Genomic DNA, 17,058 nt, shown 5'->3' on the forward strand with positions numbered 1-17,058 from the left:
CCCAGAACGCACACCCCGGTCTCCTCGCGTGCCGAAGCCACCATCCACCGGGCCGATCGTCCCACGTAGCCGGTCGGCGCGCCCCGACCGTCATCTGTCCGACGGCGTCGCTCTTCTTCCTTCGATGCGCCTTGAATGGGCGTCGTCTGAGCGTCAAGAGTCTTGATTCGATGCCACGGCGCTCGGGCGACTCAGACCGCGCCCGGCCACAAGACCTCGGACCAGCGCACGCATGATGCGCGAACCGTCCGCTCGACCCGCTGCGTGAAGGAAAACAGGTCGAACCGACGCCGGAGTCAGGAAACGCCAGGTCAGACGCCCTTCGCCGCAGGTTCCAGAATCGCCACGCACTCCACGTGATGCGCCATCGGGAACAGGGGGATGTCAGAGCGTCGAACGAGCGTCACGACCGGCGCGAGCACCGGCCCCCTCGGGGAGGCCGACGCGAGCACCGGCCTCCCCTGGGGCTCCTTAAGCCCGCCTGTGGCCCTGGGACACCGGTGGGCCGCTTGCTCGTCGCTGACGTCGTCGGATCAGGTGTAGGGCAGTCGGAGGGTCGACCGGTCTCCGGTGCCCAGGATGCTGGGGGCGCTGCCCAGGGCGTCCCAGACCTTGAGCTGAACGGTTCCGTTCCTCAGGTCGCAAGGGGCGCCGCTGACCGAGGCCGGTCCGGCTTCGTCGGTGTAGTGCTCCCAGCCGGGGAGCGGGTCGGTGGCGAAGTACCGGTAGATCTCCACGCGGTCCCACCTTCCGCTGCCGCTGCAGTCGTACGACACCTGCATCTGAACTCCGTTGCCCACGGCCTCCTTCGCGTCCACGGCCAGATCGAACCGAGTGGTGCCGCCCGCGTACGTGAGGTCCAGCCCGGAAGCGGTGAACGTCAGCGGCTTGTACGGACTGCCGTCGTGGTTGACGCCATCGGCCGACGCCACCGTCACACTGCCCGCACTCCCGGCCGTGCCACCCAGCGTCCCGTCATCGCTCGGATGCAACGTGGGCGACGAACCCGTGCCACCGGTCGGGGTCGGGGTGGGGGTCGAGGTCGGCGTCGGCGTCGGGGTCGAGGTCGGCGTCGGCGTCGGGGTCGGCGTCGGGGTGGGCCCGGCACCGCCGGGCGCGCTGCCGCCGCTCCAGGTGTGGGCGCCCGCCGTGACCGTCTTCCCGGCGGGTACCTGCACGGTGGTTCCGTCGGAGAAGTGCACGGTGGTGTCGGTGCCGGTGGTGTTGGCGGCGGCGTAGGTGCGTTCGCCGTTCTTGACGAAGACCGCGGTCAGCGGGTTGTCGGCGGTGACGGTGGTGTCCACGGTGCCGAGTGCGGCGAGGTCGCGGATCCAGTGGAAGGTGTGGGCCTTGCTCTCGCCCTCCTCGGAGGTGAAGGAGCTGTTGGCGCGGAATTCGGCCAGTGCCGCGTCGCCGTCGCCCAGGGCCAGGTACTCGTACCAGATGTCGGGCCATATGCCGGGCTGGTTCTTGGCGGCCTGGTCGAGCATCTCCTGATAGTTGGCTCTGACATAGGCCGGGTCGTCACCGAGATAGAGGTGTCCGCCGGTCACCGGCAGCAGGTTGATGCCCTGGATCTGCTCGGGGGCGCTGGAGAACCAGGTCGAGTACGCGCCGCCGTTGCTCCACACCATCCCGACCTCCTTGTGCGGGAAGTCGCTGGGGTAGACCTGCTGGTGGATGTCGAGCCAGTAGTCCTCGACGGCGGCGGCCTGCGTCGTGTACATGAAAATTCCGGCATCCCGGACGGCCTTGTTCCCGGTGGCGGTGCCCCACTGGATGAGCGCGTTGTCGAAGTTCATCCCCTCGGAGGAGGACTCCTGGTTGTTGCCCGCGGCGAACGAGCCGTGACCGGAGGCCCAGTCGTGGCCGGCGTAGACGTCGAAGTCCCGCAGGTAGGGGAAGCGCCTGTCGGTGCGGTCGTAGTTGTTGGCGTCCCGGATGAGCAGGTCGACCATCCCGCCGTAGTGATCGGCGGCGGCCCAGGCCGGGTCGAATCTGGCGAGGGTCGCGGCGGCGGCGACGTAGTACCCGTAGTGGAAGTGATGGTCGTTCAGCTCCTGATCGGACCCGTAGGAGGCCGGATAACCGATCAGGGTGCCCCACTTGCCGTCGTAGTAGAACAGGTGGCCCGTCTTGCCCGGCGACGCGGTGAACCAGTCCGTGAGCTTGGACCTGATCACGGACAGGGCGGCATCGCGCACATCGGTGTTGCCCGTCTGATCGGCGATCTCCGCCAGACGCGCGGCGCGCCCGAGGCCCTTGCCGGTCCAGTAGGTGTCGTCGCTCTGCTGGCGGGCCGGGTCGGCCTTCTCGGCGTTGAGGTAGCCCTGCAGTGTCGCGGCGTCGGCGCCGGAGCTGTCGGCGACCGCCGGTATCTCGGGCAGTACTCCGTGGAAGACCATCGACGTCGTGAAGGACGTGATGCCGGTGAGCACCTTCAGCGGGCCGCGTGAGGAGACGTACGTCTGCGGCAGCGGGCTGCCCTCGGCCAGGTGGCGCCACTGGTGAGGCAGGAGGGCCGCGACCGTGCCGGTCGCGGTCCCCTCGAGGGCGGTGGTGGTGAAGCGGTAGGCGGCGGTCACGGTGCTGTCCGCCTCGTCGTACCGGTAGGACACGGCCGTGCCCGTGACGTGGTCGTAGGCGTAGGAGGCGTACTCCGTCGCGAGCGCGGCCCGGTCGGCGGCCGGGGTGGACGGCGTGGTCGGCAGCACGGCGACCGAGAAGTAGTCCTTGCCCGTGAGCGAGGAGGTGAAGGTGGACCCGCTGACCGACCAGGTGGCACCCGTGGGGGCGAAGGCGACGTAGTCGTGTCCCCTGACCGTGTAGCCGATCATCGGGCCGGAGTGGGACCAGACGTCCACCGTCGCGTCGGACGCGGCTCTGATCTGCGCGTCACCGCCCGTGGCGCGGAAGTAGGCGAACGGCAGACCGGAGCCGATGGTCGCCCGCAGGGTGTGCGCTCCGTCGCTGAGGTAAGGACTGACCGTCCAGTCGCTCCAGTCGTCGACCTTCACCTCGGGGGCTACCAGACCGGAGACACCCGCGACGAAATCCTCCCTGTACTCGAAGTGATACTCGCCCACACCCTTGGCGCTGCCGGAGATCGTCGGCTTGTTGCTGTAGGAGACGCCCAGTCCGCCCGCCTGGGCCCGGAAACCGAGCGGCTGCGCGAACAGAGGTTCCCCGTAGGCACAGTTGGTGCGCTTCCACAGGACCGACGACCACCAGTCGTTGGTGGGAACAGCACCCGACGGGGCGTTGGCCGTCACCCAGTGGCGTGGATTGGTGGACAGGTCTGCGCAACCCGACGGCAGCGGACCGGGAGCGGAGGTGGTGTAACTTCCCGCGCCCACCGTGTCGGCCCCGGCCGCCGCGGAGTCGAGCACCGTGAGGACGGCGCAGATGAGGGCGGCGACGGCCACGAAGACCGCCGCTCGACGCCGGGGCGCGGACCACGGCACCGCCCTTGATTGCCGAGCACTGTCTCTTGGCATGAGGACACCCTTCAGCAGAGGCGAAGTACGAACGGCCCGCACCCATGGTTCGGCGGGTCGCATGAACGGATGGGGCAGCCTTACTTTCACATCCCAGGCTGCAGGGGTAGAGAGCTCAGATTTTGTTACTTGAGAGCGCTCTCAATCCTGGGACGCTAGGGATGCTTCGCGAGACCGTCAATACAATCTGCAATGATCATTCAACCGACCGTCACTGAACGATCTCCTCGTGGATGGCACGCTCAGCCGCAAGACGGGCCGCCCGCCCGGTCCCCATGGGCCCTGGCGTGTCCGGCGGCCGACCGTCAAGCCCTGCTCGCGCGCACACTTGCGGTGCGGCGACACCTTGTACCGGCGTGCGCGCTCCATGTCGACGTCGCCCTCCAGCGTCAACGTGACGTGGGTGAGGAGGTCACAGAACACCGGCAGCGTGGTGATCGTGTCCGTGACGACGCCGGCGACGTCCTCCGGGCCGAGGCCGGTTCGCTGGGCCACCGCCTCGGCGATCGCAGCCCGCCACTGGCTCCAGCCACGCTCTGCGAGCTCGAGCAACAGCTCTTCTCTGCTCGAGTAGTACCGGCGCACGCCGGTGCTCCGCAAGCTGGAAGAGCGCCCCGACGCGCTCACCTTCACCGGCGCACCGCTCACCGACGACCCCGGCCGCCCGCAGCGTCAAAGGAGCGTCACGGCCAGCCAGGCAGACGCCTCTGCTGAGCCACATCAGCGAGGTCTTTCAACAACACTTCAGCCACCAGTTCCTCGACCACGGCCGTATCGTGCTGTGCCATGACCTCGGCCAGCTCAAGGTCCCAGGGTGCCTCGGTGATGCGCCCCGGCTGAGGACCGCGCGGGTTGCGGGCGACCGCGGCACGATAGTCCGCGGCCGTCATGCGCCAGGGGCGCGCCGACGTCTTGTCCAGGACGTACGCGGCGATGCGGATGCCTTCGCCGTCGAAGTCGCCGTGGTAACGAAGAGCCGCGCCGTGGTCCACGAGCATGCGCAGGAGCTGGATCGCGGCGCTGTTGGGCCAGCCGGACGTACAGACGAGCGGTGGGCAGCAGGGGCCGAGGCGGCGTAGGGCCAGTGCCAGGATGCTGGGGTTCTCCACGACGTGGACGACGGGTACAGGGGCCTCGGAAAGGATGAACTCGCCCGGGTACCGGACGTGGGCGAGGGTCAGACTGGCGGCCTGACCGGCCTCTGTGCACGCTGTGGCCACCCGGGCGAGCAGGCCGTCGCCGACCGGGCGCAGTCCGCCGACGAGGACGGTGGCGGACAGCTCGTCGTCGGCGACACCCGCGCGGGTCCACAGGGCACGCCGTTCCGCGGCGGACTGCGGAGGCACGGTGTCGTACAGGGTCGCCAGGGCACGCAGGACGAGTGCGGACAGGGGTGTGCCGTCGTCGAGTGCGTGCGCTCGGCCGCTCAGGACCCGGGCGGCGAAGACCGGCAGGGGTTCGGCCTGGCCGGGCAGTTCGGCGAGCACCTTGAGCGCGTCCGTGAGCAGCGTGCGGGTGTGCTCCGCCGAGCCGGCGACCACGCCGGCTGCCCGGCAGGTGGCGGCCCAGTCGGAGAGCACCGGCTGGGCCCTCACCGTCTCGTGCTCGGTCAGCCAGGTCCACAGCTCGGCCCGCTCGTCCTTCTGGCGGCGCCGCTCGCCGGCTCTGTCGCCGAGAGGGCCGACCAGCTCGGTGACGACTTCTCGTACGGTGCGGCCGGAGACTTCGGTGACGGCGGCTTCCAGGCGGGTCAGCGGGACGGAGGGACGCGCGTCCGGCAGACGGTCGAGGCCGAGGAGGTCGGCGAGCGCCTCGCGCTGGGTGTCGTCGAGCGGCCCGAGGCGCACCCGTGTGGCGGGGCGGCCGGAGGAGAGGCGGCTGTGGAGCGTGTCCCAGAGGGGGCGGAGTTCGGGGCGGCGCAGGGTGGCCTCGCCCGGGGCCGGTTCCGTGGGGATCGTCGCTTCGGTGCCGGTCATCCCGCCTCCAGGTCGACGCCGTTCCAGACGAAGCGGGCACTGGTGACCGCGTCGTCGTCCCCGTCGGCGAGGAGTTGGTGGACGGCGATGCCGGGCAGTTCGCCGTAGGTGCACCACTCGTGGTCGGAGGTGACCATGAGGTCCAGGTCGAGTGCGGTGAGCAGCGCGAAGACCTGTCCGCGGTTGACCGTGTCGACACCGACGAAGACCTCGTCCAGCAGGATCGGCCGGGGCGCCAGGGGCACGGCCTCGTAGTGGGCGGCGACGGCGGCGAAGAGGGGCAGGTGCAGTGCGATGGCCTTCTCCCCGCCGGAGAGCGCGCCGTGCAGCTTCTTCGTCAGCGGCTGCCAGCCAAGCCCGTTCGCCCGGTCGAGGCGGACGGTGAAGCGGTGCCAGGCGGTGTAGTCGAGCACCTCACCGAGCTGTTCCTCCCAGCTCGCGGCCGTCTCGCTGCCCTTGGCCTCCTCGATGCGGGCGCGGAAGAAGACGTGCAGGGCCTCCCGGTCGCTCTCGGTGACCCGGCCGGGGTCCTTGAGCAGCAGCTGACGGGCGGTGCGGGTGCTGTCCGGAAGGTCCGGGCGGACGTCCCAGACGAGTTGGACGGCGACGTTGGAGGCGGTGCGGACCCGCTCCAGGTGCCCGTTCATACGGTCTACGAGTTCGCCGGCCTGGCGGATGCGGGCCGCGAGGTGGCGGCGGATGTCGCCGGTGAGGATCTGGTCGAACAGGCGCCGCTCGGCCGCCGTGATGTCGTCCCGGCTACGGTCGCGTTCCTGGGTGAGCGTGGTGAGCAGGCCCGTCGCTCCCACGCGTACGCCGTCCAGGGTGGCGGTGAAGAGCTGGATGTCGTCGTCCGGTTCCAGGTCCAGGTCGGCGCGGGTGCCGAGATGCCGGCGGGCCTCGTGGACCGCTTCGGAGAGGCGGGTCGCGGCGTCGCCCAGGTTGCGGGGGGCGTGCGGGATGTCCGGCCACTTCGCCGCCGTGGCGCGGGCGGCCTCCAGGGTGGCCTTGGTGCCGTCTCCGGCGTCGAGTGCCGTTGTGATGCCGGCGTCCTCGGCCAGCCCGGCCAGGCACAGGTGCCGGAACCGGTGCGCCGCTGCGTCCCGGGCCGTGACGGCCTGTTCCCGTCGTTCGGCGTCCTGGCCGCTGGTGGCCCGCAGTTCTCCGACCTGTCCTTCCAGCCGCAGCAGGAGTTCGGCGGCCCGGCCGGCCTCCTCACGGCAGCGACGCAGCTCGGTGCGCGCCTCGGCGACGCGTGCGACGATCTGCCGGTAGTCCGCGCCGACGGTGGCTTCCACTGCCTCCAGGCGCGCTTTCAGCCCCGTTGCCTCCGCTTCGGCGGCGGCCGCGTCCTCGGCGCGTTCCTCGGCGGTCCGGCGCGATCGGTCTGCCTGGGCGGCCCGCTGGCGGGCCCGGTCGGCGGCGGCGGTCGCCGCGAGCCGGGCGTCCACCCAGCTGTCGGCGGTGTCCCGGAACCTGTCGATGGCGTCGGAGAGCGTACGCAACCGGGCGCGGTCGGTGGGCAGTCCGTGTTCGGCGGCCCTGCGGTCGAGCGTGCGCAGAGCGCCCGCCACCTCCCTCTCGCACCGCGCCAGACGTCCGGCGACGTCACGCACGGCGTCGTCCCGAGCCGCCACGGTGTCCTCCGCGCGGTCCCGGTCACGCCGCCGGGCGTCGGGTTCCCGGTGGTCGGGGCGGGCGGCGCGGTCGGCGTCCAGCCGGGCGCGGCGAGCGGCCAGGCCGCGCAGTCGGTCGTCGAGTGCGGCGAGGGAGGCGTTCGTCTCGCCGATGCGGTCGGTCAGTTCGCCGATCATGCGCTGCCGGGCACGTTGACGTGCCAGGGCACCGATGTGGGCCGGTTCCGGCTTGCTCCAGGTCCCGGTGGCGAGCGCGAGACGCCAGGCGCCGTCGGCGGAGACGGCCGCGGGGTGCCCGCCGGGCAGGGTGGGGCCGTAAGCGATGCCTGCGAGGATGCGGGTCACGGTGTCGGCCGGGACGGGGATGTCCTCCTCGGGCCTCAGCACCTCCAGCAGGCTGGGCCCCGGGGCGGTCGCGGCGAGGGCGGCCTCGGCTCGGGTGTCGTGACCCGGCAGCGTGAGTCCGTCGTAGGGACTGACCCAGGCGTCCAGGAGACCCGACGCCTCCAGTGCGGCCTCCACCGCGGACTGAACGGGGAGCGGGACGCCTTCACGGAAGGCGACCACTCGCCACAGGGGTGCTCCCGCCGTCGCCGTACGGACGGCGGTGCGGGTGGGCGGGGGCACAGGCGGCAGGTCGGTCTCACCGCTCAGCCGTCGTAGCTTCTCCTCCAGGAGGCTTCGCTCGTCCCGCAGTCCCTGACGTGCGGCTCGGGTGGTGGCCTCCGCCGTGGCGATCTCCTGTTCCAGCGGGCGCGCGGCGGCTTCGGCCAGGGCCGTCACCTCGGCCTCCGCCGCTGCTGCGGCAGCGAGTTCGTCGAGGTCGGTAATGCGCAGTTCCGTGCAGTCCTCGGCCCAGGCGAGCAGGCGTTCCACCTGTGCGGCAAGGGCGTCGTCCCAGCCGGCGGACGTCTCGTCCCGCCGGGCGATCGCCTCCGCGAGTCGGGTGCGGGCCTCGTCCAGCAGTTCCTCGGCGGCGCCTCGGTCGCGTACGGCGCGATCATGCTCGTCGATCGCCTCGGTGACGAGGGTGACCTGCTGCCGTCGGGCGGTGTCCGCGCCGCGCAGCAGTCGACGGGCTTGTCGCGCGCCGTTCTCGCCCGTCGTGCGCGGGCCGCCGCCCTGGTCGCGTCCCGTCATGTGGGGGAGGGCCGGCGCGCGTTCCGCGTCGAGGACGGCCCTCACCTCGTGGTGGATGGACTCCAGCCCTGCCGCCCGAGCCGCCCGGTGTGCTTCCCCGGCGGCTTCGCGCGCGTGCTCGCCGAGTGTGCGGGCCTGGTCCGCCGCCTCGTCGGCGTGCCGCTGGTCCTCCTCCGACCGGGCCTGAGCGGTCTGGGCGGCGGCTCGCTGCCTTTCGGCGGCGGCTGCCACGTCTTCGGTGCGGCGGCGGAGCCGGTCGAGTTCCTCGCCCTGCTGGTACGCGTCACTCTCGCGCAGGCCCTCGACGGTCTCCTCCAGCGCGTACGCGCGCAGCTCCTGCTCCTCGCGCCGACCCTGAGCCGACTCCCGCTCCGCCAAGGCCTGTTCGAGCTCCTCGGCGCTCTGGCGGGCGACGCGGGTGAGGTTGTCCATCTCGGTCGTGGCCGAGATGAGCGCGGCGGAACTCGCACGCAGGACCCGCCGCGCGTAGGCACGCTGCCGGGACGCGACGGTCTCGGCGGCCGTCACCTCGTCGTCGAGCCGCTTGAGGTGTTCGCGCTGCCGGTCGAGCCGCGCGAAGCCCTCGGCGAGTTCGGCGATCTCCCCCTCGCCCAGCGGGGGCAGGGCACGGGACAACAGGGCGACGACACGGTCCCCGGCCCGACGGGCCAGGCCGACGTCACGCAGGACGCGTACGGCGTCGTCGGACAGCCGGGCCGCGCCGTCCTCGGACTGGTACGCCCTGGCCCACCGCGGGAAGCGCCGCAGCAGATCCGCTCCGGCCTCGGCGAGCTGCTCGGGCAGCAGTCCGGCGGGCGCGGCGCACAGCGGCTCCAGGAGGAGCAGCGCGGCGACCCGGGCGGTGGACGTGTCGTCGGGGAAGCGGACGTCGGTGGCCAGCCCGTCCGGGTCCACGAGCAGGAAGCCCTCGGCTCGTTCCTCCAGCAGGAGACCGGCCTGCTCGACCGAGCGGCGCAGGATCTGGCGTCCGGTCAGGGAGGTGACGTACGCCAGCTCGTCGTCGGTCAGGTCCGTCCGGTACAGCACGGGGTCGTCGAAGAGACGGCGCAGCACCGAGTGGCGCAGCCTCAGGTTGCGTTGCGCGTCCGTGGCGGCTCTCTCGCCGTGCGCCTCGTCCGTCGTGCCGTCGGCGACCGCGCCGCCGTAGCGGCGCTCCCGCACCAGACCGGTGAGGAGTTCCGCGAACCGCGCGGGCACTTCGTCCGGGGGTACGGCGAGCCGGGAGGCGCCGACGGGCGCGGCGGGCAGCCGCATCAGCAGCGTGGTGTCCACCCGGTAGAGGACCTTCGCCTCGGCGGACTCGACGTACGCCTCGGTGGTCCCGTCGACCGCGCGCAGCACGTCGTACGACTCCAGCAGCTTCAGGACGTCGACGAACGCCATGCGCTCCGGTTTGTGCACCGGGTCGAACGGGGCCAGCGCCCGGTCGGCCGACGTGGCCTGCACGACACGGTCGGCGAGCATGCCGATGGTCGTCATCGGCATGGACAGCAGCTCGGCGGCGGTCATGCACAGCAGCACGTAACGCCGGCGGTCGAACGGGGCCCGGCTGGAGCGCGCCCTGCGGGCCGGCCGGGAGCCGTCCGGGTCGGCGCGGACCTTGGTGAGGCGGGCGTAGCCGCGGCGCGGTTCCACCACCAGGCTCCAGCCGCAGGTGTAGTCGAACCACTGGGCCAGCGGCTCGCGACGGCGGCGTACGAGTTCGAAGCCGGCCGGGTCGGTGGCCTCGGTCAGCAGGGGCCGGGCCAGCAGGAGACGGATGGCACGGGCGACCTGCTCCCGTTCCGCGGCGGCGAGTTGGTTGGCGAGGGTGCTCATCCGGCTGCCTCCCGCCGCGCGACGCCCGGCCGTGGGAGGGCGCTCGCTCCGCCGGCCGCTGTGATGAGCAAGCAGGACCTGCTCAAGGGCAGCCACCTGGAGATGAACCGACGCATCGCCGCCACCGACCGGTGGGGCGCGCAGGAGATTCTGGCCCGCGCCGACGATCTCGCGGAGCGGGCGATCTCACTGTGGCCGGCCCCACTGCGCGGAATCGGCCGGGCAGAGCGCAGCCGCGACTGGCAGCTGGCCCATCAGGTACTCGCGGCGCTGCCTCACGGCACCTGGACGTCCTACGGTGACCTCGCCGCATTCCTCGGTTCGGGCGCGCAGGCCGTGGGGAACCATTTGGCCTCCACCCCGGGCGTGGCCAACGCCCATCGCGTGCTCACCTCCGACGGCAAGGTCTCCGACGGGTTCCGCTGGACGTCCCCGGGCGAGGGCGGCGACGTCCGCGCCCGGTTGACCGCGGACGGCCTCCGCTTCACGGTCAACGGCGCCGCCGATCCGGCCCAACGCATCACTGCCGACGATCTCGCCCTCCTGCTCACCGGCGTCGACGACACCCAGGCGGACGGCGACACGGCACAGCGCACGGTGCAAGGCCAGAGCGAGGAGACGCGCGCCGACCGGTTCTTCCGTCAGCTCGCGGCAGACGACTCCCCTGCAACGGTCGACGCGGTCCGTGCCCTTCTCACCCGTTGGGAGGAACTCGGCGGATGGGTCGGACACGGAGCCGGGCAGGCCATCACCAGCGCGTTCCTCATGCTCGGAGAGGCCGGGGCACCGGGCCGCGGTATCTGGCCGCTGACGTTCTACCCGGGCGGCGGACGCGGTGGCACCGCGGAGGTGGTGTTCCAGCACCTCGCCGCGCGTGAGCCATTCACCGACCGCAGGCTGCGCGTCGAACTGCTGCGGCGGCTCAACGAGCTGAAGGGTGTCGACATCCCCGAGGGAAAGCTGGAACTGCGTCCCAGCTTCCGTCTCTCCCTTCTGGAAGCGAACCACAACCGCGAACTGCTGGCCGAGACACTCGCGTGGTTCCGTGGCTGCTGGGACGCCCGGGATGCGGCCTGAGGCGGTGCCGCGCGGGCTTCGATGAACAGGGGGCCTGACAGCCCACTCGGTACGTGGTCGCGATGACGGGACCGTCGCTCCTCAACGTCGGCGGTCCCTCGTGGTCCGCCACCCTCCCTGACATCCGGACCGGCGCGATCGCACACTCGACGGGTGAATCCAAGCTCCCCGGTTCCGGAGTCAGGCTACGGGGGCATACCGGCAGTCGAGTCCGGTGGCGCCTGGCTACCGAGCGATCGGGCTCCGCCGCTGCGCTTCGGCCACTACGCGCAGGCGATGCGGCGGCGCATTCGGAGTGGGCGTCATTCGAGCGTCAAGAATCCTCGGCACCACAAAGCAACTCATGTCGTCAGGCCCGTGCGCTGTCGCATAACCGCAGGTCAGAATGCCTAGCACGAAGACATCGTTGGCTCGACCCGGTGCAGGCAGCAAAACAGGTCGAGCGAACCATCCAGACCGCAATCCGCAGGTCAGGCGCCCTTCGTGACCGGCTCAAGAATCGCCACGCACTCCACGTGATGCGTCATCGGAAACAGATCGAAAGCCCGCAGCATCCGCACCTTGTAGCCCCCGTCCCGGAAGTACGCCAGGTCGCGTGCCAGTGCCGCCGGGTCGCACGCCACGTACGCGATCTTCCGCGCCCCCAGCGAAGCCAGGTGCTCGACCGTCTTCTTGCCCGCGCCCGCGCGCGGCGGGTCGAGGACGATCAGGTCGACCTCGGTGATCCCGGTGCGCGGCAGCACCGCCTCGACCTTGCCCTGCTCGATCCGCACCCGCTCGAACCCGGCGAGGTTGTGCCGGGCGTCCTCCACGGCGCGCTTGCCGGACTCGATGCCCAGCACCGCGCCCTTGTCGCCGAGGCGGTCGGCGAGGGCGCCCGCGAAGAGGCCGACGCCGCAGTAGAGGTCGAGCGCCATGTCGCCCTTGCGCGGCAGCAGGCCCTGCATGACCGCCTTGACGAGGGTGTCGGCGGCCTGCGGATGGACCTGCCAGAAGCCGCCGCTGCCGACACGGTACGTCCGGCCGTCGGCACGCTCGCGGACGAAGGCCCGGCCGTGGACGCGGTGGATGCCGCCGTCGTGCTCCTCGACCCGCATGACGGAGACGGGCCGGTCCAGCTCGACGAGGGGCAGACGGGCGCCGGGGCGGGGTTCGAGGATCACCATGCGGTCCTGGGAGCCCGTCGCGGCGATCGCGTCGACGGACGCCATCCCGGACCAGTCGCGGTCCTCGATGCCCAGCTCGCTGACGCCCGGCGCCGCGATCATGCAGTGCTCGATCGGCTCGACCTCGTGCGAGCGGTGGCGCCGCAGCCCGGCGTTGCCGTCGGCGTCGACCGCGTACTGGACGCGGGTGCGCCATGCGGGCACCTCGCCGGCCGGCAGTTTGTCGCCCTCGGCCGGCATCACGGTGCCGTCCCAGCCGGCCTCCTCGGGCGTGAGGCCCGCGAGCCGCAGCAGCTGCTCGGCGATCACCTCGCCCTTGAGGCGCCGCTGGGCGCCCGGCTTGGCGTGCTGCCAGTCGCAGCCGCCGCAGCGGCCGGGGCCGGCGTACGGGCAGGGGGCCTCGACGCGGTCCTTGGACGCCTCCAGCACCTGTACGGCGTCCGCGCGCAGGTACCGGGCCCCCTCCTCGCCCTCGGTCACCCGGGCCACGACCCGCTCGCCGGGCAGCGTGTGCCGGACGAACAGCACCTGGCCGGCTTCCGTCCGGGCGATGCAGTGGCCGCCGTGGGCGACGGGGCCGATCTCGACCTCGTATTCCTGCCCCACGAGCGACACCGCCTGCGACTTCTTCGGTTCTGCCTGCATGGCGGGGTGACTCCACAACGTCGAACGAGGAACGGCCGGACAACAGCCCACCAGTCTACGTGGCTGTCGTCCGGCCGTTCACCATGCGCCGGGACCAGGGTCAAGGGGCGAGGGTCGTGGGCCCGCCCGGCGCGAGGGTCACTTCTTCGGGTTCGGCCCCGGGGAGCCCGGGGCGCTGCCGGAACCGGTGCCCGACGGCTCCTTCGGGTGACCCTGCTGCGCGGGACCCCGTCGTACCGAGCCCGGAGCGTTCCACTCCGAGCGCCTGCGGGCCCGCTTCTTCGCCGCCTCGGACGACTGGAGCTGGTACGGGACGGACGTGACCATGACGCCCGGTGTGAACAGCAGCCGGCCCTTGAGCCGGAGTGCGCTCTGGTTGTGCAGCAGATGCTCGTACCAGTGACCGACCACGTACTCCGGGATGATCACCGACACCGCGTCGCGCGGCGACTCCTGGCGCAGGCTCTTGACGTACTCGATGACCGGCCGGGTGACCTCGCGGTAGGGCGAGTCCAGGACCTTCAGCGGTACGTCGATCCCGCGCCGTTCCCACTCGTCGCGCAGCGTCTTCGTCTCGGCCGGGTCGACGTTGACGGTGAGCGCCTCGAGGGTGTCGGAGCGCATCAGCTTGGCGTAGGCGAGGGCGCGCAGCGTCGGGCGGTGGATCTTGGAGATCAGCAGCACCGAGTGGACGCGCGAGGGTCGGACGGTGTCGTCGCTGGGGCCCTCGGGAGCGGCGATCTCCTCGGAGACACCGTCGTAGTGGCGGCGGATCGCGCTCATCGTCCCGTAGAAGATCACCATGCCGAGCAGGGCGACCCAGGCGCCGTGCGTGAACTTGGTGACCAGGACGACGATCAGGACCAGGCCGGTGAAGAAGGCGCCGAAGGTGTTGATCGCGCGGGAGCGGACCATGTGACGGCGCTTGGCCTGGTCGGTCTCGGTCGCCAGGAGGCGGTTCCAGTGCCGGACCATGCCGATCTGGCTGAGGGTGAACGACACGAACACGCCGACGATGTACAGCTGGATCAGCCGCGTGGAGTCGGCGCCGTAGATGATGACCAGCAGCATGGCCGCGCCGGCGAGCAGCACGATGCCGTTGGAGAAGGCGAGGCGGTCGCCGCGGGTGTGCAGCTGGCGGGGCAGATAGCGGTCCTGGGCCAGGATCGAGCCGAGCACCGGGAAGCCGTTGTAGGCGGTGTTCGCCGCGAGGAACAGCACCAGGGCGGTGGCCGCGGCGAGGACGATGAACAGGAAGCTGCCCTTGCCGAAGACGGCCTCGGCGACCTGGGTGATCACCGGGTTCTGGACGTAGTCGGCGCCGACCGCGACCCCGTCGTGCAGCAGGTCGACGGCCGGGTTCTCGGCCATCCGGACCTTGGTGAACAGGGCCAGCACGATGATGCCGCAGAACATGGTGACGGCCAGCAGGCCCATCGCCGCGAGCGTGCTCGCCGCGTTCTTCGACTTGGGCTTGCGGAAGGCGGGGACGCCGTTGGAGATCGCCTCCACGCCGGTGAGCGCGGCACAGCCGGAGGAGAAGGCGCGCAGCAGCAGGAAGACCAGGGCGAACCCGGCCAGGCCCTGGTGCTCGGCCTTGATCGTGTACTCGGCCGTCGGGGCCCGCATGGTGTCGTCGAGCACCAGCCCGCGGAAGGCACCCCAGGCGATCATGATGAAGACGCCCGCGACGAAGACGTAGGTCGGGATCGCGAAGAGCTTGCCGGACTCCTTGACGCCCCGCAGGTTCATCAGCGTCAGCAGCACGATCACGGCGACCGCGCAGGCCACCTTGTGCTCGACCACGAACGGGATCGCGGAGCCGAGGTTCTCGATGCCGGAGGCGATGGAGACCGCGACGGTCAGGACGTAGTCGACGAGCAGCGCGCTCGCGACGGTCAGGCCGGCCTTGGGGCCGAGGTTGGTGGTGGCCACCTCGTAGTCGCCGCCACCACTGGGGTAGGCGTGGACGTTCTGCCGGTAGGAGGCGACCACCGTGAACATCAGCACGACGACCGCGAGCGCGATCCAGGGGCTGAAGTGGTAGGCCGACACGCCCGCGATGGACAGGACCAGCAATACCTCCCCGGGCGCGTAGGCCACGGAGGACAGCGGGTCGGAAGCGAAGACGGGCAGGGCGATGCGCTTCGGCAGGAGCGTTTCTCCGAGCCGATCACTGCGCAGTGCGCGCCCGATCAGAATCCGTTTGGGCACGTCGGTCAGTTTGGACACAACAGAGGATCGTAGGCCTTCGAACACGGGACCGCCCACCCTCCCCCGGCGTCGGCCGGGTGATGGCGTGCCGCGTCTGCCTCCCGGGTGAATTCGGCCATGCCCGTGCTGCGGATTCCGCGACCGCGCCGATCCCCATGTCTATATGACAATCCCCGCCCGCTGCCGCCCCCTTGGAGGGTCCATGCACACGACCGCGGAGATCATCGGCGCCGTCGGCACCCTCGTCGGCCTCGGAATCCTTACCTTCCTCAGTCTCTGGAGCATCAGCCGCCGCTGATCGCGTAAAGCGTGCACGGGGGTGCCCTGCGCCGACCGCACGTGTGTAGCTTGGGCGACGGTCTGAGACCCTGTTCAAAGCCAAGCCAGAATTTTTATTGACTTCTTGACTTCTTGACCTCGGAAGGACGGTCGTGCACATCGTCATCATGGGCTGCGGCAGGGTGGGTTCCGCCCTCGCGCAGACCCTGGAGCAACAGGGGCACACGGTCGCCGTGATCGACCAGGACCCCACCGCCTTCCGACGACTGGGCTCCGGTTTCGGTGGCCGGCGGGTCACCGGAGTCGGCTTCGACCAGGACACCCTGCGCGAGGCGGGCATCGAGGAGGCCGGCGCCTTCGCCGCCGTGTCCAGCGGCGACAACTCCAACATCATCGCCGCCCGGGTGGCCCGGGAGATGTTCGGCATCGAGAACGTCGCCGCGCGCATCTACGACCCCCGCCGCGCCGAGGTCTACCAGCGCCTCGGCATCCCGACCGTCGCCACCGTCCGCTGGACGGCCGACCAGATGCTGCGCAGGCTGCTCCCCTCGGGTGCCGAGCCGCTGTGGCGCGACCCCACCGGGGGCATCGAGCTCGCCGAGGTGCACGCCGCCCCGTCCTGGGTCGGCCACAAGATCAGCAAGCTTCAGGAGGAGACGGGCGTCCGCGTCGCGTTCCTCACCCGCCTCGGCGAGGCGATCCTGCCCACCTCCCAGACGGTGCTCCAGGAGGGCGACCTGGTGCACGTGATGCTGCGGAGCGACGAGGTCGAGAAGGTCGAGGCCTCGTTCGCCGAGGGTCCCAAGGAGGACGGTCACTGATGAGGGTCGCCATTGCCGGAGCCGGCGCCGTCGGCCGCTCGATCGCGGGCGAGCTGCTGGAGAACGGCCACGAGGTCCTGCTCGTGGACAAGGCGCCGACCGCCATCTCGGTCGAGCGCGTCCCGCAGGCGGAGTGGCTGCTGGCCGACGCCTGCGAGATCACCTCCCTCGACGAGGCGGCCCTCCAGCGTTGCAACGTCGTGATCGCCGCGACCGGCGACGACAAGGTCAACCTGGTCGTGTCGTTGCTGGCCAAGACGGAGTACGGCGTCCCGCGCGTCGTCGCCCGGGTGAACAACCCGAAGAACGAGTGGCTGTTCAACGAGTCCTGGGGCGTGGACGTGGCCGTCTCCACCCCGCGTCTGATGTCGGCCCTGGTCGAGGAGGCGGTGAGCGTCGGCGACCTGGTGCGACTGCTCCGCTTCAGCCACGGCGACGCCAACCTCGTCGAACTGACCCTCCCCGAGGAGTCGGCCCTGGCCGGCACCCAGGTCGGCGACGTGGAGTGGCCGGAGGACACCTCGCTGGTCACCATCATCCGCGGCACCCGGGTCCTGACCCCGACCCGCGAGGACTCCCTCGAACCGGGCGACGAGCTGCTCTTCGTGGCCGCCCAGGCGAGGGAGGAACAGCTGGAGGACCTCCTGTCGGTCCGCAAGGAGGACACCGGCAGCTGAGCCGAAAGGCACACGCGCGATGGGGGCGCCCGGAGATCTCCGGGCGCCCCCATCGCGCGTGTGTCTTTCGGCCCGTCCGGCGTTTGAGGG

At 71.1% G+C, this 17,058-nt stretch carries 9 protein-coding genes; 3 read left to right on the plus strand and 6 right to left on the minus strand.

Annotated features, from left to right (window positions below; all coding sequences use genetic code 11):
• Positions 1–533 precede the first annotated feature (533 nt).
• The 4 genes from OHU34_RS11095 to OHU34_RS11110 all read right to left on the minus strand — a co-directional run bounded on the left by OHU34_RS11095 (position 534) and on the right by OHU34_RS11110 (position 10,089).
• Complete coding sequence (locus OHU34_RS11095) at positions 534–3,425, minus strand: glycosyl hydrolase (protein WP_405766112.1); 2,892 nt, start codon at positions 3,423–3,425, stop codon at positions 534–536.
• 249 nt (positions 3,426–3,674) lie between these two features.
• On the minus strand, positions 3,675–4,082 hold the full coding sequence (locus OHU34_RS11100; RefSeq protein WP_200839834.1) for a hypothetical protein: 408 nt from the start codon (positions 4,080–4,082) through the stop codon (positions 3,675–3,677).
• 98 nt (positions 4,083–4,180) lie between these two features.
• On the minus strand, positions 4,181–5,473 hold the full coding sequence (locus tag OHU34_RS11105; protein ID WP_405766115.1) for a TIGR02679 family protein: 1,293 nt from the start codon (positions 5,471–5,473) through the stop codon (positions 4,181–4,183).
• Positions 5,470–10,089, minus strand: a complete 4,620-nt coding sequence (locus OHU34_RS11110) for a TIGR02680 family protein (RefSeq protein WP_405766118.1) — start codon at positions 10,087–10,089, stop codon at positions 5,470–5,472. The genes OHU34_RS11105 and OHU34_RS11110 overlap by 4 nt, the downstream gene beginning before the upstream one ends.
• A 63-nt stretch (positions 10,090–10,152) precedes the next feature.
• Here OHU34_RS11110 and OHU34_RS11115 point away from each other — a divergent pair, with 63 nt between their 5' ends.
• Positions 10,153–11,166 carry an MGMT family protein gene (locus OHU34_RS11115; RefSeq protein WP_405766121.1) on the plus strand — a complete coding sequence of 338 codons (1,014 nt, stop codon included), beginning with the start codon at positions 10,153–10,155 and terminating at the stop codon, positions 11,164–11,166.
• A 470-nt stretch (positions 11,167–11,636) separates the two neighbouring features.
• Here OHU34_RS11115 and OHU34_RS11120 read toward each other — a convergent pair whose 3' ends face one another.
• Together OHU34_RS11120 and OHU34_RS11125 are read right to left on the minus strand one after the other, a co-directional pair.
• A complete protein-coding gene (locus tag OHU34_RS11120) occupies positions 11,637–12,977 on the minus strand; it encodes a class I SAM-dependent RNA methyltransferase (protein WP_230194426.1) in 1,341 nt (446 codons plus the stop codon).
• A 138-nt stretch (positions 12,978–13,115) separates the two neighbouring features.
• Positions 13,116–15,209 carry an APC family permease gene (locus tag OHU34_RS11125; RefSeq protein ID WP_142266563.1) on the minus strand — a complete coding sequence of 698 codons (2,094 nt, stop codon included), beginning with the start codon at positions 15,207–15,209 and terminating at the stop codon, positions 13,116–13,118.
• Positions 15,210–15,622: 413 nt separating this feature from the next.
• Here OHU34_RS11125 and OHU34_RS11130 point away from each other — a divergent pair, with 413 nt between their 5' ends.
• Positions 15,623–16,291, plus strand: coding sequence for a potassium channel family protein (locus OHU34_RS11130; protein WP_405766125.1), 669 nt, complete (start codon positions 15,623–15,625; stop codon positions 16,289–16,291).
• The gene (locus OHU34_RS11135; RefSeq protein WP_020125145.1) at positions 16,291–16,968 is read left to right on the plus strand and encodes a TrkA family potassium uptake protein; all 678 of its coding nucleotides are present in this window, start codon (positions 16,291–16,293) and stop codon (positions 16,966–16,968) included. Before OHU34_RS11130 ends, OHU34_RS11135 begins: the two co-directional genes overlap by 1 nt.
• Positions 16,969–17,058 lie beyond the last annotated feature (90 nt).

Origin of the sequence: Streptomyces sp. NBC_00080 (assembly GCF_045041255.1) — a bacterium.
Classification (GTDB): Bacteria; Actinomycetota; Actinomycetes; order Streptomycetales; family Streptomycetaceae; genus Streptomyces; species Streptomyces coriariae.